19 protein-coding genes and 1 tRNA gene are annotated in these 20,199 nt (G+C 72.7%); 9 read left to right on the top strand and 11 right to left on the bottom strand.

What is annotated here, in order from left to right; genetic code table 11:
- Positions 1-19: 19 nt before the first annotated feature.
- The gene (locus LQF12_RS04990) at positions 20-3,013 is read left to right on the top strand and encodes a UPF0182 family membrane protein (protein ID WP_231054888.1); all 2,994 of its coding nucleotides are present in this window, start codon (positions 20-22) and stop codon (positions 3,011-3,013) included.
- 89 nt (positions 3,014-3,102) lie between these two features.
- Positions 3,103-3,179 (top strand) — tRNA-Met (locus tag LQF12_RS04995).
- Between the two features lie 78 nt (positions 3,180-3,257).
- On the opposite strand, the gene LQF12_RS05000 is transcribed toward LQF12_RS04995, so the two are convergent.
- Genes LQF12_RS05000 through LQF12_RS05045 form a run of 10 tightly spaced genes read right to left on the bottom strand, consistent with a single transcriptional unit; the run spans position 3,258 to position 11,344 of the window.
- Positions 3,258-4,487: an FAD-binding protein gene (locus tag LQF12_RS05000; RefSeq protein WP_231054889.1), complete on the bottom strand. Its 1,230-nt coding sequence runs from the start codon at positions 4,485-4,487 to the stop codon at positions 3,258-3,260.
- Between the two features lie 29 nt (positions 4,488-4,516).
- Positions 4,517-5,185 carry a hypothetical protein gene (locus tag LQF12_RS05005; protein ID WP_231054890.1) on the bottom strand — a complete coding sequence of 223 codons (669 nt, stop codon included), beginning with the start codon at positions 5,183-5,185 and terminating at the stop codon, positions 4,517-4,519.
- Positions 5,182-6,540, bottom strand: coding sequence for a DUF58 domain-containing protein (locus LQF12_RS05010; RefSeq protein WP_231054891.1), 1,359 nt, complete (start codon positions 6,538-6,540; stop codon positions 5,182-5,184). Before LQF12_RS05010 ends, LQF12_RS05005 begins: the two co-directional genes overlap by 4 nt.
- Entirely contained in the window at positions 6,537-7,538 is a 1,002-nt protein-coding gene (locus LQF12_RS05015) for an AAA family ATPase (protein ID WP_231054892.1), read from the bottom strand. The genes LQF12_RS05010 and LQF12_RS05015 overlap by 4 nt, the downstream gene beginning before the upstream one ends.
- Positions 7,535-8,059 (bottom strand): hypothetical protein, encoded by a 525-nt coding sequence (locus tag LQF12_RS05020; RefSeq protein ID WP_231054893.1) that lies wholly within the window; start codon positions 8,057-8,059, stop codon positions 7,535-7,537. Before LQF12_RS05020 ends, LQF12_RS05015 begins: the two co-directional genes overlap by 4 nt.
- Positions 8,056-8,814 carry a DUF4129 domain-containing protein gene (locus tag LQF12_RS05025; RefSeq protein ID WP_231054894.1) on the bottom strand — a complete coding sequence of 253 codons (759 nt, stop codon included), beginning with the start codon at positions 8,812-8,814 and terminating at the stop codon, positions 8,056-8,058. Before LQF12_RS05025 ends, LQF12_RS05020 begins: the two co-directional genes overlap by 4 nt.
- A 1-nt stretch (position 8,815) precedes the next feature.
- Positions 8,816-9,319, bottom strand: a complete 504-nt coding sequence (locus LQF12_RS05030; RefSeq protein ID WP_354004699.1) for a dihydrofolate reductase — start codon at positions 9,317-9,319, stop codon at positions 8,816-8,818.
- Positions 9,316-10,131, bottom strand: a complete 816-nt coding sequence (locus LQF12_RS05035; RefSeq protein ID WP_231054895.1) for a thymidylate synthase — start codon at positions 10,129-10,131, stop codon at positions 9,316-9,318. The genes LQF12_RS05030 and LQF12_RS05035 overlap by 4 nt, the downstream gene beginning before the upstream one ends.
- A 19-nt stretch (positions 10,132-10,150) precedes the next feature.
- On the bottom strand, positions 10,151-10,903 hold the full coding sequence (locus LQF12_RS05040; protein ID WP_231054896.1) for a hypothetical protein: 753 nt from the start codon (positions 10,901-10,903) through the stop codon (positions 10,151-10,153).
- A gap of 9 nt (positions 10,904-10,912) precedes the next feature.
- Entirely contained in the window at positions 10,913-11,344 is a 432-nt protein-coding gene (locus LQF12_RS05045; RefSeq protein ID WP_231054897.1) for an OsmC family protein, read from the bottom strand.
- A 154-nt stretch (positions 11,345-11,498) separates the two neighbouring features.
- On the opposite strand from LQF12_RS05045, the gene LQF12_RS05050 reads away from it, so the two are divergent.
- Positions 11,499-14,966, top strand: coding sequence for a bifunctional proline dehydrogenase/L-glutamate gamma-semialdehyde dehydrogenase (locus LQF12_RS05050; RefSeq protein ID WP_435531215.1), 3,468 nt, complete (start codon positions 11,499-11,501; stop codon positions 14,964-14,966).
- A 9-nt stretch (positions 14,967-14,975) separates the two neighbouring features.
- Here LQF12_RS05050 and LQF12_RS05055 read toward each other — a convergent pair whose 3' ends face one another.
- Entirely contained in the window at positions 14,976-15,668 is a 693-nt protein-coding gene (locus LQF12_RS05055) for an NUDIX hydrolase (protein WP_231054899.1), read from the bottom strand.
- Between the two features lie 91 nt (positions 15,669-15,759).
- On the opposite strand from LQF12_RS05055, the gene LQF12_RS05060 reads away from it, so the two are divergent.
- The 6 genes from LQF12_RS05060 to LQF12_RS05085 all read left to right on the top strand — a co-directional run bounded on the left by LQF12_RS05060 (position 15,760) and on the right by LQF12_RS05085 (position 20,176).
- On the top strand, positions 15,760-16,170 hold the full coding sequence (locus LQF12_RS05060; protein WP_231054900.1) for a sulfatase-like hydrolase/transferase: 411 nt from the start codon (positions 15,760-15,762) through the stop codon (positions 16,168-16,170).
- Positions 16,170-16,442 carry a sulfatase/phosphatase domain-containing protein gene (locus LQF12_RS05065; protein ID WP_231054901.1) on the top strand — a complete coding sequence of 91 codons (273 nt, stop codon included), beginning with the start codon at positions 16,170-16,172 and terminating at the stop codon, positions 16,440-16,442. Before LQF12_RS05060 ends, LQF12_RS05065 begins: the two co-directional genes overlap by 1 nt.
- A gap of 12 nt (positions 16,443-16,454) precedes the next feature.
- The gene (locus LQF12_RS05070) at positions 16,455-16,787 is read left to right on the top strand and encodes a hypothetical protein (RefSeq protein WP_231054902.1); all 333 of its coding nucleotides are present in this window, start codon (positions 16,455-16,457) and stop codon (positions 16,785-16,787) included.
- Between the two features lie 81 nt (positions 16,788-16,868).
- Positions 16,869-17,849: an ABC transporter ATP-binding protein gene (locus LQF12_RS05075; RefSeq protein WP_231054903.1), complete on the top strand. Its 981-nt coding sequence runs from the start codon at positions 16,869-16,871 to the stop codon at positions 17,847-17,849.
- A 3-nt stretch (positions 17,850-17,852) separates the two neighbouring features.
- Positions 17,853-19,016: an ABC transporter permease gene (locus LQF12_RS05080; protein ID WP_231054904.1), complete on the top strand. Its 1,164-nt coding sequence runs from the start codon at positions 17,853-17,855 to the stop codon at positions 19,014-19,016.
- A complete protein-coding gene (locus tag LQF12_RS05085; RefSeq protein ID WP_231054905.1) occupies positions 19,013-20,176 on the top strand; it encodes an ABC transporter permease in 1,164 nt (387 codons plus the stop codon). The genes LQF12_RS05080 and LQF12_RS05085 overlap by 4 nt, the downstream gene beginning before the upstream one ends.
- Positions 20,177-20,199 lie beyond the last annotated feature (23 nt).

Here is a 20,199-nt window from a genome sequence, read left to right on the forward strand (position 1 = left end):
CGACCACGAGGTGTAGTTCGTGTCATCCGCCGCAAGTCGACCCACCGCACGCCGCCGTGGGCCGCTCCTTCCCACCCTGCTGGTCATCGCCGGCATCGTGGTGGCGTTCCTCGTGCTGGCCAGGTTCTGGACCGAGTGGCTCTGGTTCGAGCAGCTCGGGTTCACCCAGGTCATCCGGACCGAGTGGCTCGCCCGTGCCGCCATGTTCGCCGCCGCCTTCCTCATCATGGGTGCGGCCCTGTGGGTGAACCTGCGCCTGGCCTACCGGAACCGTCCGATGTACGTGCCGACGACGCCGCAGCAGCAGGACCTGGACCGCTATCGCGAGGCCTTTGAGCCGCTGCGCCGGGTGGTGTTCATCGGCCTGCCGATCGTGGCCGCGTTCTTCGCCGGATCGGCCGCCACCGCGCAGTGGCAGAACGCGCTGCTCGCCGTCAACGGCAACAGCTGGGGGGCGGCGGACCCCCAGCACGGGATCGACCTGTCCTTCTACGTCTTCCTGCTGCCGTTCCTGCGGTTCATCGTCTCGTTCCTGATGACGACGGCCATCATCACCGCTGTGGTCACGGTGTTCACCCACTACCTCTACGGTGCGCTGCAGCCCAGCGGGGACGGTGAGCGCGTCACGCGCGCGGCGCGCATCCACACCGCGGTGCTCGCGGCGTTCATCGTGCTCATGATCGCGGCCAACTACTGGCTCGACCGCTACTCGATCCTGTCCAACCAGGGCGATCGTTTCGACGGCGCCTCGTTCACCGACATCAACGCCGTGCTGCCGGCCAAGGCGATCCTCGCCGCGGTCGCGGTCTTCGTCGCTTTGCTCTTCGTCTGGACCGGGGTGCGCGGCAACTGGCGGCTGCCGGCCGTGGGCGTCGCGCTCATGGTGGTCTCGGGCATCCTGGTCGGCGGGGCCTACCCGGCGATCGTGCAGTCGGTGCGCGTCAACCCGAACGCACAGTCGCTGGAAGCCGAGTACATCCAGCGCAACATCGAGGCCACCTACGACGCCTACGGGCTGGACTCCGTCGAGGTCGAGCCGTACGAGGCCAACACCGTGGCCGAGGCCGGTGCGCTGCGGGCGGACGCCGAGTCGACGGCGAGTATCCGTCTGCTCGACCCGAACATCGTCTCCCCCACGTTCCGCCAGTTGCAGCAGAACCGGCAGTACTACGACTTCCGGGACACGCTCTCGGTGGATCGCTACGACGTCGACGGGGAGAGCACGGACACCGTGATCGCCGTCCGGGAGCTCAACCTCGAAGGGTCGCAGGAGCGCACCTGGGTCAACGACCACACCGTGTTCACGCACGGCTTCGGCGTGGTGGCTGCGCAGGGCAACACCATCACCTCGGACGGTCGTCCGGTCTTCCTCGAGAGTGGTATCCCGAGCACCGGTGAGCTCGGCGAGTACGAGCCTCGGATCTACTTCAGCCCCAACGCGCCCGAGTACTCCATCGTCGGCGCGCCGGAGGGCACCGACCCCTGGGAACTCGACTACCCGGACGACGCGGCGCCGAACGGTCAGGTCAACACCACCTTCACCGGTGACGGCGGGCCGGACATCGGCAACTTCCTCACCAAGATGCTCTATGCGGCACGATTCGGCAGCGAGCAGATCCTGTTCTCCGACCGCGTCACCGACGAGTCGCAGATCCTGTACTACCGGGACCCGATCGAGCGGGTCTCGCGGGCGGCGCCGTTCCTCACCACCGATGGCACGTCCTATCCCGCCGTGGTGGACACCAACGACGACGGCGAGGGCGAGGTGGTCTGGGTCGTGGACGCCTACACCACATCCAACGAGTACCCGTACTCGGCCCGTCAGGAGCTGGAATCGGCGATCACCGACTCCCTCACCGAATCTGAGCAGCTCGCGGCGATCACCCTGCCCGAGTCGATCAACTACATCCGCAACTCTGTCAAGGCTGTGGTCAACGCCTACGACGGCTCGGTGACGCTCTACGCGTGGGACGCCGAGGACCCGGTGCTGCAGACCTGGATGGACATCTTCCCCGGCACGATCCAGCCGATGGAGGAGATCAACGGGGACCTGATGAGCCACCTGCGCTACCCCGAGGACCTGTTCAAGGTCCAGCGCGAGCTGCTCACCGAGTACCACGTGACCGACGCTGCCACCTTCTACACCGGTGGTGACTTCTGGCGGATCCCGGACGACCCGGCGGAGGCCGGCGTGCCGCAGCCGCCGTACTACCTGACGCTGGCCATGCCGGAGGACGACGAGGCCGACTTCTCGCTCACCTCCTCGTTCATCATCGACAGCGATGAGCGCAATGTGCTCACCGGCTTCATGGCGGTCAACGCCGAACCCGGGGACACCGCCGGTGAGGTCGCCGAGGACTACGGAACGATCACACTCCTGGAGCTGCCACGGGACGTGACCGTCCCCGGACCCGGCCAGGTGCAGAACAACTTCGACTCCGACACCGCCGCGGCGAACGAGCTGAACATCCTCAGCCGGGGCGGGTCCCAGGTGATCCAGGGCAACCTGCTCACGCTGCCCGCCGGTGGCGGTGTGCTGTACGTGCAGCCGGTGTACGTCCAGTCGACCGGTGGCACGCAGTTCCCGCTGCTACGCCGGGTGCTGGTGGCCTTCGGTGACGAGATCGGGTTCGCCCAGACTCTCGACGAGGCCCTGGACCAGGTGTTCGAGGGCGACTCCGGCGCGAACGCCGGTGACGCCGAGGTCGATCCGGAGCCCGACGCCGGTGCCGGGGCGGGCTCCGGTGAGGGTGATGACGGCGGGTCGGCCGAGGTCCCGGCCGATGCCCAGCAGCGCCTGAACGACGCGCTCGCCGACGCCGGTCAGGCCATCGAGGACTCCAACACCGCCCTCACGAACAGCGACTGGACGGCCTACGGCGAGGCCCAGGACCGGTTGCAGGTGGCGCTGGAGGAGGCGATCGCGGCTGAGGCCGAGATCAGCGGCGGCGAGCCGGCCGACGCCTCCGAGGAGCCGACCGAGCAGCCGAGCGAAGAGCCCACGGACGGCTGAGTCGTGGTCGGTGTCGGCCCGGTGTGACCGGGCCGACACCGGCTCGATTTGATCGGGCTCCCCAGCACCCGTAGAGTGGTGTTCACCGACGCGGGGTGGAGCAGTTCGGTAGCTCGCCGGGCTCATAACCCGGAGGTCGGAGGTTCAAATCCTCCCCCCGCCACCAAAAATGTCGAAGGCCCCGATCCTCGGATCGGGGCCTTCGACGTGTCCGCTCAGGCCGGCCACACCGGGCGGGATCGGCTCACTCGCCCAGCACCACCCGCTGAAGGAAGGCGTTGGAGAACTTCCCGGCCGGGTCGTACCGGCGCACCAGCGCCCGGAAATCCGCCATCCGCGGGTACATCCCCGCGATCGCCGCCGCCGGCGTGGTGAACCACTTACCCCAGTGCGGCCGGGCCTCCAGCCCGGCGAGGGCCTCCTCGATCCGGCCCAGCAGCGCCGTCACCTTGACCGGTTCGGGCGCGAGGGTGAAGTGGATCGCCACGGTGTCGCGCGCGTAGGAGCCGGAGAGCCACAACTCGTCGGCGGCCACGGTCCGGATCTCGCAGGCCTGCAGCAGCGGCGCGATGATCGGCCCGAGCTCGCGCAGCGCCTCGAAAGCCGCCACGGCGTGGGTGCGCGGCAGCAGGTACTCGGCCTGGATCTCGCGGCCGCTGCTGGGGGTGAAGCCCATCCGGAAGTGGGGGAGCCGGTCGTACCAGGCCCCGGGCTCGCCCAGCTGGTCGGTGCAGTTGACCGGATCCCGGCCCCCGGGATGGGCCTTGTGGCGTGCGGGTGTGCCCACCGGAAGACCGGCCTCGCCGTCCCGGCTCTTGAGCCACACCTGGACCGTGGGCGCGTTCCATCGCGCGAAGATGCTCACGCTGTACGCCGCCGAGGTGAGCGCGTCCAGCTCGGTGAGCACGTACTCCCACGGCACGTCGTCGACGACGTACTGGGCCACCTCGTAGGTGGGCTCCATCCGGAGGGTCACCTCGGTCAGCACCCCGAGCGCGCCCAGGTGCACGACGGCGCCCGGAAGGTCCGGATCGTCGGCGGCCAGGGTGCGCAGCTCACCGTCCGGATCGATCAGGGTCAGTCCGGTGACCTCGGCGGCCAGGCTGCCGACCCGGTCACCGGAGCCGTGCGTGCCGGTCCCGATCGCCCCGGCCACGGCGATGTGCGGCAGGGAGGCCATCGCCCCCAGGGCCCATCCGGCCCGGTGCAGCTCGGTCGCCAGATCCCCGTACAGGGTGCCCGCGCTGACCGTGACCGTGCGGTTCTCGGTGTCCAGGCGCACGCTGCGGGGCAGCGCCTCCAAGCTGATGAGCTCGCCCGTGCTGTCGGGCAGGTCGTGGAAGGAGTGCCGCGACCCCAGCGCCCGCACCTTCGGTACCTGCGCCACGATCCGGCGGACCGCGTCCACCGTGTCCGGCCGGTGGATGCTGCGCGCCCGGTAGGTGTAGGAGCCGGCCCAGTTCTGTTCTGTCATCACACGTCCTCGTCCGCGAACTCTCGCGCTCAGTCTTCCAGCCTCGACCAGGTCCACGAGTCCTGCACCGTGGAACCGGAGCGCCTGGCCGCCAGCGCGGCCTGGTCGCGCCGGTGCATCCCGCGCCCTGCAGCCACGAGGCACACCAACCCGATCCCCAGCACCGCCACCGCGGGCCAGGCGGTGCCCTCCTCGAGCCGGCCGGCGGCGACCAGCCCGCACATCTGGGCGACCACCTGTGCCGCCGCCGCCGGGATGGCGCCGCGGCGCAGGGCGGCGAGCTCGATCGCCGCGCCCGGGGCCAGGTCCGCGGCGCGCCGGCACAGGTGCGCCATCAGGTGCAGGCCGCCGATCACGACGGCGGTGCGCACCATCTCCGGCGCGCCCACGAGGGTCGCGGCGTCGGGTGCGCGCGTGACCTGGTGCACCACGGCCGCCACCACGACCACGGCGGGGACCGGCCCCTGCGGCGCCGCGAGCACCGCCACAGCGAGGACACCGGTCAGCACCAGGGTGCCGACGCCGTCGGCGATCACCACCCCGACGAGGAGGAGCGCCATCGCCGCCGCCGCCCGCACGGACCACGCCGGTACGGCGCGCCGGGTCCGGACCTGCACCGCCGGGTCGGGCCGCTCGCGGGGATCGCGGGCCGCTGCGAACCACTCGGCGACGGCGCCGGCACGGGTCTGCTCGCTCACCGGCGCCACCGCCTCGGCCGTGCCAGCACGCGCCACCCGGCGGCGATCTGCGCACCCTCAGGCGGGCCGCCGCTCCAGCGCACCACCTCGACGTCGGAGCGCCGCAGGCGTTCCAGCCGCACCGTGCGCTCCAGCCGGACCAGCCGGTAGGCCGCGAGCGCATTCGGCTCCAGCATGTCGGTGCGCAGCGCCGGGAGCGTGTCCACCGCGATCACGCGGTGCGCCTGGGCGCGCCACTGCTGGGCCACCCGGGCGGCCTCGTCGTCGAGGAAGGTGGAGAACAGAACCACCAGCGCCGCCGACGGCACCTGCGGGGCGCGCACCCGCGCGGAGGGGAAGCTCTCCGGGGCGATCCGGGCCAGCCGGTTGGTGATGCGGTCCAGGTGGCGCCGGCCGCCCGCCGGCGGCACCGGCCGCCGGCGCAGCCCCAGATCGTCCAACCCGACCCGGTCACCGGCCGCCACCACGGCCCGGGCCACCGCGGTGGCGGCCTCGCGGGCCACGTCGAGGGAGATCGCCTCGTCGACGGCGGCCACCCGGCCCCCGCCCCACGTGGACACATCGGGCCCGACGGCGTCCCGGGAGTCGACCACGAGCATCACCGTGGCATCCGCCGTGGCGAACGTGCGCCGAGTGTAGAGGGTGTCCAGGGTGCCGGTACGCGGATCGTAGGAACGGCGGGCGCTGACCCGCCAGTCGATGCGGCGCAACCGGTCGCCCGGGGCGAAGGGGTGCACGTCGCGCACGTCGTCACCGTCGCCGCCGCGCCGGGACGTGTGCGGGCCGGTCAGGCCCTGCAGCCGGGGCGGCAGGGGCAGCCCCGCCAGCTCGCGCCGGGCAGGATGGATCACCACGGCGACGGGGCCGGCCTGGCGCACCGGGGTGTGCGTGACCGTATCGAAACCGGCGGTCACGTGGTCGACGCGGAAGAGCTGGTTGATGCCCGTGCGGGCTGTGCCGACCTCCAGTGCGACGTCACGGGGGCCGTCCACGGCCAGCAGCGCCTGGGTCGCGCGGTGCCCGGGGGAGGAGACGCGGATCCGCACGGTCTCGGCGCCCGCCGGGGGCTCGAGGACGAGCCGGCCGCCGACGCTGCCCGGCTGGTTCAGCCCGCTCCCGCGCTCGACCCGCACGTGCCCGGCGGCCACCGGACCGGTGAACCAGCCCCACGCGAAGGTGAGCAGCAGTGGCACGCCGATCGCCGCGACGTCGGGGCGGCCGGCCACCACTCCCAGCACCAGGGCGAGCCCACCCGCGGCGGCGCAGGTGAGCGCGGAGATGCCGGTGCTCAGACCCGGCTCGGCGGCACGGCCGACGCTGCCGACCCCGCCGGCGCCGCCGTTGCGCTGGCTCACGCGCCCGCGGACCGGCCGGCCACCGCCGTGGCCGCCGGCCCGGGGACCTCGTCCAGGAGCTCGCGGACCACGTCGGCTCCGGAGGTCGCGGCGGCCCAGGCGGCCGGGGTGAGGGTGAGCCGGTGTGCCAGCGCAGCCACGGCCACGGCCTTGACGTCCTCCGGCGTCACGAACTCGCGCCCGTCGAGCACCGCCAGCGCGCGGGCCACCAGCACCAGTGCCTGCGAGCCCCGCGGCGAGGCACCGACCTCCACCGCCGGATGGCTGCGCGTCGCGGCCGCGAGGTCGACGCAGTAGCGCACCACGTCCGGGTCGACGTCGACGGCCTCGACGCCCGCCTGCATCGCCAGCACGGTGTCCGACGCGGCCACCTGGGCCACGTCCGCGCGCTCGGTGCGGCGCGCCAGGCGCCGGGTGAGGACGTCCGCCTCGTCCGGCGCCGGCAGATGACCGACCGCGAGCCGCACCATGAACCGGTCGAGCTGCGCCTCGGGCAGTGGATAGGTGCCCTCGTACTCGACCGGGTTGGAGGTGGCGAGCACGTGGAAGGGAGCGGGCAGCGGGAAGGTGGTGCCCTCCACCGTCACCTGCCGCTCGGCCATCGCCTCCAGCAGCGCGGACTGCGTCTTCGGAGCGGTGCGGTTGATCTCGTCCGCCAGGAACAGGCCCGTGAAGACCGGTCCGGCGCGGAACGTGAACGTCGCCTGGCCCGGGTCGTAGGCGTAGGAGCCGGTGATGTCGGCGGGGAGGAGGTCGGGGGTGCACTGCAGGCGGGAGAAGTCCAGGCCGAGGGCCTGCGAGAGGCACCGGGCCGCGAGGGTCTTGCCCAGTCCCGGCACGTCCTCGAACAGCACGTGCCCTCCCGCCAGGATCGTGGCCAGCGCGGTGCGCAGGGGGCCGGTCATGCCCACGACGGCGCTGCTCACCTCCGTGAGCACCTCCTCACCGAGGCGGGCCACCTCGGACACCGGCAGCGGGCTGGTCTCGGTCACGGTCATCGTGTCCCTCTCGGGTCGGGGTGCAGTAGCGTCTCGGCCGCGGCGATGGCGGCCTGCGCCCCGGCCCGGGTGGGGGGCGGGGCCTGGTCGGGGCGCTCGAGCCAGTGGGCGATCTCCGGTCCGAAGATCTCCTGAGCGAGGTCGTGGTGCCGCCGGCCGTGCTGGTCGTGCTGTCTGAACTGCTCGGGCCTCTCCTCGGCGAGGGCGAGCGTCGCGGTGATCGCCCGGTGCAGCCGGCGGGCCCCCGTCTCGGAGAGCCGTCCGCGGGACTCCATCATCCACGTCAGGCTCGCGACGTCGCGACGGGCACCGTCGCGACGTCCGTAGGGCAGCACCGGCCAGGGGGAGTGGGTGGCGAAGGCCAGCCACTGCACCAGCAGTGCGGCGGCAGCGATCGCGCCGGTCAGCAGCAGCGCCCGCGCAAGGTCCAGGCCGATCGCCCAGGCCGCCGCCGTGAAGGCCACGGCGCCGACGCACCACCACAGGCGATGGATCGGGCGGGACCGGCGGTCGGTGCTCATCGACCGCTCCGGTCCTGAGCCTGCTCCGGGCCGGCTGGGTCAGCCGCCTCGCTCGGCCAGCTCCTGGTGATGGCCTCGAGGGCCTCGATCGCCGCGGCGACCTCCGCGGCGCCCGGCTCACGGGTGGAGAAGCGGGCCCCGTGGTAGAGCCGCAGCAACCGCGTCACGCCGTCCGCATCGGTCCCGGTCCGGGTGAGCACGGCGGCGGTGAACTCGGTCGGGGTCTGCGCCGGCCGTCGTCGGACGCCGGAGGCCTGCGCAGCCTCCTCCAGCGTCAGCCATGCCGCCACGATCGCATCCCTGGGCGGGCCGATCCGCTCCAGGTGCAGGGCAGCGGCCCGCGCGCCGCGGTGGAGCACCGGGATGTCCGGCTCGGCCTCGGCCGGTCCGGTGCCCGCCAGGGTGGCCGCGGGGTCCGGCCCTTCCGGTGTCGGGCGGCGCAGCCACAGCACCGCACGCACCAGCAGTGCGAGCACCACCAGGGCAAGCACACCGCCGCCGACCCACAGCAGCCACCCCAGATCCGGCAGCGTCGTCCCACCCTCGGCCGGTACCGGCGGTTCGGAGGCGGTGGTGGTCGGCAGGTCCGCGGTCGGCAGCGGCGAGGGCGGGCTCGCAGATTCGGCCGGACCGGGGTCGAATCTCGGTGTGACCTCCCAGGAACCGGCCACGGAGGCCGCCATGACGGCCGCCACCAGGAGCACCCCGACCGCGACGATACGGGTGGAGGCGCTGACCGGTCGCTCGAGCCTCATGTCAGCGGCGGTAGCTGACGATGCGGAACCGGATCCCGGTGCGGCTGGTGCGCCACGGGCCGGGCTGAGGGACCCACGAGGGCCCGATCACCGGCGCGTACGTGTCGCCGGCGACGGCCAGGTCGATCTCGGTCACCACGAGCAGATCGGCACACTCGATCGCCTGTGTGTACACCTGCCCGCCACCGCAGATCCAGGCGTCCTCGGCGGCGACGAGGGCGAGGGCGTCGTCGAGCCCGCCGACCACCTCGGCGCCGGGCGCTTCGTAGCCCGGCGTGCGGGTCAGGACGATGTTGCGACGCCCGGGCAGCGGGCGAAACCTCGCCGGCAGGGACTCCCACTGGCCGCGGCCCATGATCACCGCCTGCCCGGCCGTGGACTCACGGAAGTGGCGCAGGTCCTCGGGCAGGTGCCAGGGCAGGTCGCCGTCGGCGCCGATCACCCGGTCGTGAGCCTGCGCCCAGATCATGCCCAGCCTGGCCGGGGCCGATGCGGGCTGGCTCACACGGCCACCGGCGCCTTGATGGCGGGGTGATGGGCGTAGTCCAGGATCTCGACGTTCTCGTAGGAGTAGGAGTACAGGTCCTCGGCGCGCTGCAGACGCAGCTGCGGGAACGGGTACGGTGTGCGGCCGAGCTGCTCGCCGACCTGCTCGACGTGGTTGTCGTAGATGTGGCAGTCACCCCCGGTCCAGATGAACTCACCCGGCTCCAGCCCGCTCTGCTGGGCCACCATGTGGGTCAGCAGAGCGTAGGAGGCGATGTTGAACGGCACCCCGAGGAACAGATCCGCGCTGCGTTGGTAGAGCTGGCAGGACAGGCGCCCGTCGGCCACGTAGAACTGGAACAGCGCATGGCAGGGGGCCAGGGCCATCGTGTCCAGCTCGGCCACGTTCCAGGCGGAGACGACCATGCGGCGCGAGTGCGGCTGCTCGCGGAGCTGGGCCATCACCCCGGCGAGCTGGTCGATGTGCCCGCCGCCGGGGGTCGGCCACGATCGCCACTGCACCCCGTAGACCGGGCCGAGCTCGCCATCGGCGTCCGCCCACTCGTCCCAGATGCGCACGCCGTGCTCGCGCAGGTAGGCGACGTTGGACTCCCCGCGCAGGAACCACAGCAGCTCGTGCACCACCGAGCGCAGGTGCACCCGCTTGGTGGTCACCAGCGGGAAACCCGCACCGAGGTCGTAGCGCAGCTGGCGCGCGAACACGGAGCGGGTCCCGGTCCCGGTCCGGTCCGGCTTCGCGGTGCCGTGGGTGAGCACCTCGGCGAGCAGGTCCTCGTACTGGCGGTCTGGGGGGTGGAGCGTGCTGGTCATCGGGCGCCTCCTCGCAGGCTCAGTCTAGGTTGCCGTCGGAGTGGGGCCGTTCCCGCTCGGCGAGCCTGGCGGCGTCGGCGAACAGGTCCTCCTGCGTGCCCTGGAGGGCCGGCGCGGAGTGCTCGACCGAGCGCAGGAAGTGCGCCGGCGCCGGGCCGAACGCCGCGTCGAGGCCCTCGATGAGGCTCTTGCCCATCACCCGCCCGCCGACGAAACCGATCGCCGCACCGATGCCGAAGGGCATCAGCCGGCCGAGCATGACCGTGCTGCCCTTGGTCACCACCGCCTTGGCCATCCGCCCCCGCAGCGTCTTGTTCACCGTCTTCACGGTCGCCACCGGCAGCCTGGTGAGCAGCACCTGTGCCCAGGTCGCGGTGGACAGGCCCAGCTGGGCCTCGAGCAGCTCCGGTCCGTTCTCACCCAGCAGCGTGGTGAGCAGCAGCGCGCGACGGCGGGCGACGTCGTCCGTGGCGATCCCGTGCACGTCCGCCACGGCCAGGCAGAGGGCGGCCGAGGCGCCGACGAACGTGGCGACCTGACCGGCGGTGAGGGCCAGGGCCACCCCGGTGCCGACCACCGGGAAGGCAGCGACCGCCCCCACGGCACCGCCGGAGGTGCTCACGGCGAACAGGTACCGCCGCTTCATCAGCGCGATCAGTTCCTGGGGCCCGGCGTCCGGGTGGGAGGCGCGCAGGCCGTCGACATACCGGCGCACCTGGGCCGAGGGCAGCGTGGCGACCGCATCGATGAACGAGTCGAGCTGGAGGGCCATGGTCTCTCCTTAGGGTGCGTCCGGCTGGTGGCCGATGCTCATCCGGTGGGGCAGTCCGGCTTCGAGGGTACGGCCGACGGTGCACGCCGACGCGGCGGCGCGCTCGAGGACCCGGCTGAGCTCCTCGCGCTGGGTCCCGGTCAGCCCGGAGGTGTCGAGGGCCAGCTCCACCGCGGCCGCCACGTACCGGTTCGCCTGCGCATCCTTGCGGGTGGTCACGGTCGCCGTGGCCGCGAAGTCCTCGCCGAGCCGCCGGCTCAACGGCCACTCGGCGCTCATCAGGGTGCAGGTGGCCAGCGCCAGGGCGAGCAGTTCGCCGGGGGTGAACGCCCCCTCGTCCTGCGAGCTGCCCACCCGGACCTCGCCTCCTCGCGCGTTGCGAGCCACGTAGGAGCGGGGGCCGGTGCGTGCGGCGCTCAGTCCCGCCTGCTCGTCTGCCATGACGTCGATCATGTCATCGACCGGCCGGCTCGTCGCCGCGGGCGTGCGCGCCCGTTCGGACGAGTCCTCGTGCGTGATGGATGATGGGGGCGGATGCTGGTGGCGATTCGGGGAGACGATCAGGGGCGTGGGGACGCAGGATGGATCAATGAGCGTGGCTGACGTGACATCCCTCGTGGACCCTGCCGTGGAGCTGGCGCACCGGTGGGCCGATGCCGCCTCCCAGCGCAGCTCCTCGAGCGAGAGCCGCACCTCGGCCCGTCTCGCCGCCCTGGTCGGCGACCCCCGCGGGCTGGATCTCGCGGTGCGCTTCGTCGACCGCGTGGCCCGGCCCGAGGATCCGGTCGTCGCCGCCCGCGAGCTCGCGCGGCTCTCCACCGAGGCGGCCAGCGGGTTCCTGTCCGGTCCCGACCGCGCGATGCTCGGCCTGGGATCGGCGATGGCTCCGCTGGCTCCCTCGATGGTGGTGCCCCTGGCCCGGCACCGGCTGCGCCAGCTCGTCGGCCATCTGGTGGTCGACGCCTCGGATCCGGCACTGGCCCATCACCTCGCCCAGGCGCGGGCCCACGGCCGGCGCTCCAACATCAACCTGCTCGGCGAGGCCGTCCTGGGTGAGCAGGAGGCCAGCACCCGGGCCGCCCGGACGCGCCAGCTCCTCGAGCGTGACGACGTCGACCACGTCTCCGTCAAGGTCTCCTCGCTGGTCTCCCAGCTGAGCACCTGGGACACCGAGGCGGCGGTGGCCCGGGTGGTGGATCGCCTCCGGCCCCTGTACCGCACGGCGGCGCGCACGAGTCCGGCGGCGTTCGTCAACCTCGACATGGAGGAACACCGCCACCTCGATCTGACGGTGGCGGTGTTCGAGGCCATCTGCGGCGAGCCGGAGTTCCGCGGCCTGGAGATGGGACTGGCGCTGCAGGCCTATGTGCCCGAGTCGCAGGAGGCGATGGAGCGGCTGATCGCGTTCGCGCGACGGCGGCGGGCGGCCGGTGGCGCCCCGATCAAGATCCGCCTGGTCAAGGGCGCCAACCTGGCGATGGAACGGGTGGAGGCAGAACTGCACGGCTGGGTGCAGGCGCCGTACGCGTCCAAGGCCGAGGTGGACGCCGCCTACGTGCGGATGATGGACAGGCTCCTGCACCCGGATGTCGCCGGCGCCGTGCGCACCGGGGTCGCCTCCCACAACCTCTTCGACCTCGCGCTCGCACATCACCTGGCCAGCAGCCGCGGGGTCGAGCACGCCCTCGATGTGGAGATGCTGCAGGGCATGGCCCCGGCCCAGGCGCGGGCGGTCGCCCGGGACGTCTGCTCCCAGCGGCCGCTCATCCTCTACACCCCGGTGGTGGCCGCGCAGGACTTCGACGTCGCGGTCTCCTACCTCGTGCGGAGGCTGGAGGAGAACGCCGAGCCCGAGAACTTCCTGCGGGCGATCCTCGCCGACGCTGAGCCCGCCGCGATGGCAGGGCAGGAGAGTCGCTTCCGCGCGGCGGTCCGGGACTCGCCCACGGTCGACGGCTCGTCCGGGCGCGCTGGCCCACGGCCTCCCGCCGGTCCCGCCTTCGTCAACACGAGTGACTCCGACCCGTCCTCCGCCGAGGTCCGCCGTGCGGCACGGGAGTGGGTCAGCGCTCCCGCGCGCGAGCTGACCTCCCCCGAGCTCGTCTCGGCCGGCGCGGTCGAGGAGACCGCCGCGCGGGCGCTGCTCGCCCAACCGGACTGGGCAGCGCGTGGCACCGGCGAGCGTGCCGCGGTGCTGCGCTCGATCGCCGACGAGCTCGAGGCGCGCCGCCCGGCGCTGGTGACGCAGGCGGCGCACGAAGGGGGTAAGACGGTCGCCGAGTCCGACCCCGAGGTGTCCGAGGCGATCGACTTCGCGCGCTACTACGCCGACCGGGCGCAGGGCCTGGACGAGCTCGCCGACCTCGAGGGGCTGACTTTCACCCCGGACCGGCTCGTGCTGGTCACCCCGCCCTGGAACTTCCCGATCGCGATCCCGGCGGGCGGCGTGCTCGCCGCCCTGGCGGCCGGGGCGGCAGCGATCCTCAAGCCCGCGCCGCAGGTGCCCGGGTGCGCCGAGCTGGTGGTGGAGGCCGTGCACGCCGCCTTCGCCGCCCACCGGGTGCCGGATGAGCTGGTGCAGGTCGTGCGCACCGACGAGGCGGCCACCGGCCGGCAGCTGGTGGCCCATCCGGACGTGGACCGGGTGATCCTCACCGGGAGCCACGAGACGGCACAGCTGTTCACCCGGTGGCGCAGTGACCGGCCGGCCGGTTCGGGCGTGCTCGCCGAGACGAGCGGGAAGAACGCCCTCGTGGTGACTGCGAGCGCCGATGTCGATCTCGCCGTCTCCGACGTGCTGCGCTCGGCCTTCGGTCACGCCGGTCAGAAATGCTCGGCGGCGTCGTTGCTCATCCTGGTCGGGTCGATGGCCCGTTCGGAGAGGTTCCACCGCCAGCTCCTCGACGCTGTCGGGTCGCTGCGGGTGGGCCGGCCCGAGGACCTCGGCACGGCCATGGGACCGCTCATCGCTGCCCCCGAGGGCAAGCTGGCGGAGGCGCTGACCAGGCTCGAGCCGGGGGAGTCCTGGCTGCTGGAGCCCCGCCGGCGCGATGACGAGGGAAGGCTCTTCTCGCCCGGCATCAAGACCGGCGTGCGACCGGGCTCGCCGTTCCACCTGACCGAGTACTTCGGGCCGGTCCTGGGCATCATGGTGGCCGACTCGCTCGAGCAGGCCATCGAGTGGCAGAACGCGCCCGCCTTCGGCCTCACCGGCGGTCTGCACAGCCTCGACGAGGACGAGATCCGGCACTGGCTGGCCCATGTCGAGGTCGGCAACGCCTACGTCAACCGTCACACCACCGGCGCGATCGTCCGGCGTCAGCCGTTCGGCGGCTGGAAGCGCTCCTCGGTGGGCCCGGGGGCGAAGGCAGGCGGGCCGAACTACGTGGCCCAGCTCGGCACCTGGTCGACGGTCCAGCGCCCGTGGGGTGAGGGCGCCGTGGGCCGGCGGGTGCGCGCGCACCTGGAGGCGGTCCGGCGCCTGGCCGAGGACCCCGCGGAGGAGGAGTGGCTGTGGGTCTCGGCCCTCAGCGACGGCGCGGCGCGCGATGAGATCTACAGCCGCGAGAGCGACCCCACCGGGCTGACGTGTGAGGCGAACCTGCTGCGCTACCGCCCCGTGCCGGGCCTGACCGTGCGGGCGAGTGCCGGTGCCGTCCCGGTGGAGATCGCCCGGATGGTGCTGGCTGCCGCGTGCGCCGGTGTCCCGGCCGAGGTCTCGATGCACCCCGAGGTCGCGGCGGTGGTCGAGGCCCGGGTGGGCCCGGACGCCGTCGGGTGGGGCTGGTCGAGCGAGAGCGACGAGGACTTCGAGACGCGGGTGGAGCAGGGCCAGGTGAGCGGCCGGGTCCGGGTCATCGGCATCGAGCCCGGCCTGGTCCGGGCGGCGGCCTCGGCGGCATCCGAGGCGATCCTGCTGCACGGGGAGGTCCTCGCCTCCGGCCGGCGTGAACTGCTCACCCTGCTGCGCGAGCAGGCGATCAGCCAGACGAGGCACCGGTTCGGCCATCTCGAGCACGGCCGCGGGCCGGACTCCGCAGCGCCGGAGTTCGACCGCCGCTGAGCGACCGGGTCAGTCGTCACCGAGCAGTTGGGCGCCCCGCGCCTCATCCCAGGACATCGCGTGCTCGACGCTGCGGTCCCACGGCAGCGTCCAGCCGATCTGGGTGAACAGGTGGTCGAGCAGGTTCCCGGTAAAGCCCCAGACCCACCCGCTCGGCACGCGGAATCCGGCCGAACGGTGCCCGGCGAGCAGCACGGTCGCCCGGGCAGCGGGTCGCAGCAGCTCCGCCACCGGGACCCGCAGGGTGTGCAGCACCTCGCCGTCGGCGCTCGGCGTGGTCGGGGCCACGGCCTCGGCCCACCCCAGGTGGGGCACGACGGCGAAGCCGCTCACCGGGACCAGGACCTGCGGGAGCCGGCCGAGTACCGCGACGGCGTCCGGGGCAATCCCGGTCTCCTCCTGGGTCTCGCGCAGCGCTGCCCCTGCAGGCCCGTCGTCGCCCGGCTCGATCCGGCCGCCGGGGAGCGCGATCTGGCCGGGGTGATGGCGCAGCGCCGGGGACCGCTGCACGAGGAAGAGGTCGACGCCGGGCGCCGCGGCCCCGCTCCTTGAGGCGGGGGTGAACAGTGCGAGCACGGCTGCGCGCCGGAAGGTGGCCGCCAAGTGGGCGTCGTCGGCGTGCGGGCCCCCGAGTGGTTCGAACCGGCCTGCCCGCACCCGCTCAAGGAGGGCGTGCAGATCGGTCAGCGCTGGATGGGGCACGCCGTGAGCGTATCCGCCCGGCCGTTCGCACCGCGGCACGTGCAGCCGGACATGGTGGTCGGTCACCATGGCCTCACCTGAGAACGATCCCATGTCGACGACCGGGAAGGGCATCGTGGCCTCCGAGACACCAGCACCGCACGCTCAGCGACCGAACATCCTCGTGATCATGGCCGACCAGCTCGTTCCGTTCCTCACCGGCCCCTACGGCGACACCGTGGTCCGCACGCCGAATCTGGACCGGCTGGCCGCACGCGGAGTGGCCTTCGACGCCGCCTATGCCCCCGACCCGCTGTGCGCACCGGCGCGGGCGGCGTTCATGACCGGCGAGCACGCCTCCTCCTTCGGCTGCTATGACAACGCCGCGCTCTTCCCCGCCGACCGCCGCACCTTCGCCCATCACCTCGACGTGGCCGGCTACCGCACGGCACTCACCGGCAAGATGCACTTCGTCGGACCCGACCAGCGGCACGGGTTCGCCGAGCGGCTCAACTCGTGGTGATGGTGACCTCCGACCACGGTGAGATGCTCGGCGAGCGCCGGATGGTGCAGAAGCGCTGCTTCTACGAGTGGTCGGTGCGCGTGCCACTGCTCATCACCCGCCCCGGTGAGCGCAGCCCGGGGCGGCGGCGGGCCGAGCAGGTCACCCTCGTCGACCTGGCACCGACCATCCTCGACCTGGCCCAGGTCCCGACGGCCGGCCGCCCCCCGATGCACGGGCGGAGCCTGGTGCCGTTGCTGGACGGCGAGGCGTGGGACCGCGAGGCCGTCTAGTCCGAGTATTACGTGGAGAAGGTGCACGCCTCGGGATACATGGTGCGCTCCGGCACGCTCAAGTACGTCTACGTCTACGTCTACGTCCACGGCCAGGACCAGCAGCTCTTCGATCTCGCGGCCGATCCGCACGAACGGCATGACCTTTCCGCCGATCCCGGCTGGTCCGGCCAGGTCGCGCGCCTGCACGAGCTGCTGCTGGACCAGTTCGACCCGGACGCCCTCGGCGCCGCGGCGAAGGAGTCGGTGCGCCGCCGGGCGGTCATCCGGGACGCGATGACGGCCACGGGCACCCGCTGGGACGTCGCCGGTGACCCGCCGCCAGCCTCGCGGTACGTGCGCTGAGCGCCGGGCCGAGGGGTCGGTGCGGGGGCCGGCGGAGCACACTAAGGTGTCACCGGCGGAGGATGACGAGGGAGGCCGGTCATGAGCGCGGATCCGGATAGTCAGCACGGCGCGACCACGGCGGTCGCCGATGACGTGCTGGTGGTCACCGACGTCCGCCGCAGCTTCGGCGACCTCACGGCGGTCGACGGGGTGTCCCTCCGGATCCAACCGGGGGAGACGTTCGGGTTGCTCGGCCCCAACGGTGCCGGCAAGACGACCACGATCACCATGATCGCCGGGCTGCTCCCGCCGGACGGTGGCACGATCGAGGTGGCGGGCGAACGCATGGTGCCCTCCGCCGTCGCAGTCAAGCGCCACATCGGACTGGTCCCGCAGGACCTCGCCCTCTACCCCGACCTGAGGGGCCGGGAGAACCTGCGCTATTTCGCACGCCTGCAGGGTCTGCGCGGTGCGGAACTGGCCCGGCGCGTGGACGAGGTCCTGGACGTGGTCGGTCTCGCCGACCGGGCCAAGGACCCGGTGAAGGAGTACTCCGGGGGCATGAAGCGGCGGCTCAACATCGCGGTCGGACTGCTGCACCGACCCTCGCTGCTGATCCTGGACGAGCCGACCGTCGGGGTGGATCCCCAGTCGCGCAACGCCATCCTCGAATCGGTGGAGGCCCTCTCCGGGGAGGGGATGTCGGTGCTGTACACGACCCACTACATGGAGGAGGCGGAACGCCTCTGTGACCGTATCGCCATCATCGACTCGGGCCGGATCCAGGCCTGCGGCACCCGCTCCCAGCTCGTCCGCCTGCTCGGATCCCGCGACCAGGTGCGGATGACCGGCTCGGGCGACCTGGACGCAGCCGCCACCGAGATCGCCCGGGTCGCCGGGGTGGAACGCGCGGAGGTCAGCGGAGGCGAGCTCGTGGTCACCGCCACCGATGCCCCCTCCGTGCTGGCGGCCATCGTCACGGCCGCCGGTACCTCGCTCGAACTGGCGGACGTGGAGGTCACCCGGCCGGACCTGGAGCAGGTGTTCCTACACCTGACCGGCAAGGCCCTGCGGGACTGAGCGATGCGAGCCGTCTGGACGATCCTGGTCAAGGACCTGCAACAGCGTCTGCGTGACAAGTCCGTGCTGATCTTCTCCATCGCCGTACCGCTGGCCCTGATGACCGTGCTGAACCTGGTCATCCCGGCCGGGTCGGACGACGTCGAGCTCGAATCTGTGGTCATGGCGGTCTCGGTGGACGCCGAGGACGAGACGGCCGGGGTGGTCGTCTCCGGCCTCACCGGCCTGAGCGCGTTCTCGGTGACCGCCACCGATCACGCCGACCCCCGTGCCGCCGTCGACGCGGGGGAGGCCGACGTCGGGCTCATCATCCCGCCCGGGCTGACCGAGGACCTGCGCGCGGGCGAGCAGCACGAGGTGCGGATGGTGACCGGTGACGGGGCGGGCCTGTCGACGAGCATCCTGATCGCCGCCACCGACGGCCTGCTCGCAGACCTGCGTTCGCGTTCGGTCACGGCCGCCGCCGCGGCCGGGGCCGGTCTCGATGCGCAGGTGGCCGCCGAGCTGGCCCAGCGGGAGCTGGACGCCGCCGGCTCGATCACCACCCGCCCTGGGGTGGTCTCGGACGAACAACTCAGCGCAGGCGGCGCGCTGATCGCCGGGCAGGCGGGTCTGTTCCTCATGTTCACGGTGGGCTTCGGCGTGCTCTCGATGGTGGCCGAGCGGGAGAACGGCACGCTCGCCCGGCTGAGGTCCATGCCCATCCTGCCGGGGTCGATCGTGCTCGCCAAGGCGCTGGCCGCCTTCGTGCTCGGGGTCCTCGCCACCTCGATCCTGCTGGCGGCCGGGTCACTGCTGTTCGGGGTCTCCTTCGGTGCCGTGCCGGCCGTCGCACTGCTGGTGTGCTGTGCGGTGGCGGCCGCCACGTCACTGACCTTCATCGTGGTGCGGCTGGCCCGCACCGCCGAGCAGGCGAACATCGTGCAGACGATCCTCGCGCTCGTGCTCGGCATGTCCGGCGGCGCGTTCTTCCCCATCGCCGCGAGCGGCGCGCTCGGCGCGGTGCTGGACGCCAACCCGATCGCCGCCCTCACCCGGGGGCTGGGCATCACCGCCGGGGGCGGCTCGGTCACCGACCTGGCCACCCCGGTGCTGATGCTGCTCGCGTTCGCCGCGGTGTGCCTGCTGATCTCGCGCGTGGTCCCCGATCGGGGGGCCGGGCGATGAGCGTCATCGGTGCGATCGCCGGGGTGGAGCTGCGCCGGTACCTGCGCGACCGCTCCAACATCTTCTTCACCTTCATCTTCCCACTGCTGCTGGTCGTGGTCATCGGCGCCCAGTTCGGCGGCGGCGGAAGCAGTGGCCGGGTGCTCCTCACCGAGTCCGGGACCACGCTCGGGCAGGATCTGCAGGAGGCGCTCGGCGATTCGGGCGTGGTCGTGGACCCGGCCGAGGAGGAGGCCGCCGCCGAGACGCTCGCCCGCGGCCGGGCCGACGTCGCGCTGATCCTCACCGCCGAGGACGTGGCCGCCTACGACGGTGGCGGGTCGGTCGAGCTGGAGCTGATCCAGGCGTCCACGAACGGTGCGCAGACCACGGCCCAACAGGTGCAGACGGCGCTGGCCTCCCTTGCCACCGGACGGGCCCAGCTCGCTGCCCTGGAGGAGGCGGGGGCGTCGCCGGAGGCGGCGGCCCGGGCGCTGGAACAGGCCGACCAGGACGTGGCGCCGCTCGAGGTGGACGTGGTCGACGTGTCCGGGGTGAGTCAGGCCTTCGCCGGTGCCACCGGGTTCGATGTCGGAGCGGCCTCCCAGGTGCTCCTGTTCGTCTTCCTGGCGGCCCTGGCCGGTTCGGCCACCCTCATCGACGCGCGCCGCCACGGGGTGATCGCTCGTACCCTCGCGGCACCGGTCTCCGCGGCGAGCGTCGTGGCCGGTCAGGCGCTCGGCCGGTGGACGATCGCCTTCTTCCAGGGCGCTTACGTGATGGCCGGGACCACACTGTTGTTCGGCGTCACCTGGGGTAACCTCCCGGTCGCGCTGGTGCTGCTGGCGGTGTTCGCGGCGGTGGCGGCCGGCTGTGCGATGGTCATCGGCTCCGTGCTCGACAACGAGGGGGCTGCCAGCGGCCTGGGCGTGGGTCTCTCACTCGTGCTGGCCGCGCTCGGCGGGTGCATGTTCCCGCAGGAGCTCTTCCCCGACACGCTGCGCACCGTCAGTTCCTTCACCCCGCACGGGTGGGGATACCGCGCGTTCGCCGAGGTGCAACGCCATGACGCCGGGCTCGTGGAGATCCTCCCGCACCTGGGCGTTCTCGCCGGCTTCGCCGCCGGAGCCCTGCTGCTCGGGTCGTTGCTGCTGCGCCGGAGCCTCAGCCGGTCGATCTGAGGCGGCGCGTCCAGAGTGTGGAC

It is taken from the genome of Ruania suaedae (genome assembly GCF_021049265.1).
GTDB classification, from domain to species: Bacteria; Actinomycetota; Actinomycetes; order Actinomycetales; family Beutenbergiaceae; genus Ruania; species Ruania suaedae.

What these genes read in the sequence shown, in the direction of transcription:
- LQF12_RS05000 (WP_231054889.1), bottom strand. Translation starts at nt 4,487, where the DNA reads ATGACAGAACAGAACTGGGCCGGCTCCTACACCTACCGGGCGCGCAGC.
- LQF12_RS05015 (WP_231054892.1), bottom strand. Translation starts at nt 7,538, where the DNA reads ATGACCGTGACCGAGACCAGCCCGCTGCCGGTGTCCGAGGTGGCCCGC.
- LQF12_RS05020 (WP_231054893.1), bottom strand. Translation starts at nt 8,059, where the DNA reads ATGAGCACCGACCGCCGGTCCCGCCCGATCCATCGCCTGTGGTGGTGC.
- LQF12_RS05025 (WP_231054894.1), bottom strand. Translation starts at nt 8,814, where the DNA reads ATGAGGCTCGAGCGACCGGTCAGCGCCTCCACCCGTATCGTCGCGGTC.
- LQF12_RS05035 (WP_231054895.1), bottom strand. Translation starts at nt 10,131, where the DNA reads ATGACCAGCACGCTCCACCCCCCAGACCGCCAGTACGAGGACCTGCTC.
- LQF12_RS05040 (WP_231054896.1), bottom strand. Translation starts at nt 10,903, where the DNA reads ATGGCCCTCCAGCTCGACTCGTTCATCGATGCGGTCGCCACGCTGCCC.
- LQF12_RS05045 (WP_231054897.1), bottom strand. Translation starts at nt 11,344, where the DNA reads ATGGCAGACGAGCAGGCGGGACTGAGCGCCGCACGCACCGGCCCCCGC.
- LQF12_RS05060 (WP_231054900.1), top strand. Translation starts at nt 15,760, where the DNA reads ATGTCGACGACCGGGAAGGGCATCGTGGCCTCCGAGACACCAGCACCG.
- LQF12_RS05065 (WP_231054901.1), top strand. Translation starts at nt 16,170, where the DNA reads ATGGTGACCTCCGACCACGGTGAGATGCTCGGCGAGCGCCGGATGGTG.
- LQF12_RS05075 (WP_231054903.1), top strand. Translation starts at nt 16,869, where the DNA reads ATGAGCGCGGATCCGGATAGTCAGCACGGCGCGACCACGGCGGTCGCC.
- LQF12_RS05080 (WP_231054904.1), top strand. Translation starts at nt 17,853, where the DNA reads ATGCGAGCCGTCTGGACGATCCTGGTCAAGGACCTGCAACAGCGTCTG.
- LQF12_RS05085 (WP_231054905.1), top strand. Translation starts at nt 19,013, where the DNA reads ATGAGCGTCATCGGTGCGATCGCCGGGGTGGAGCTGCGCCGGTACCTG.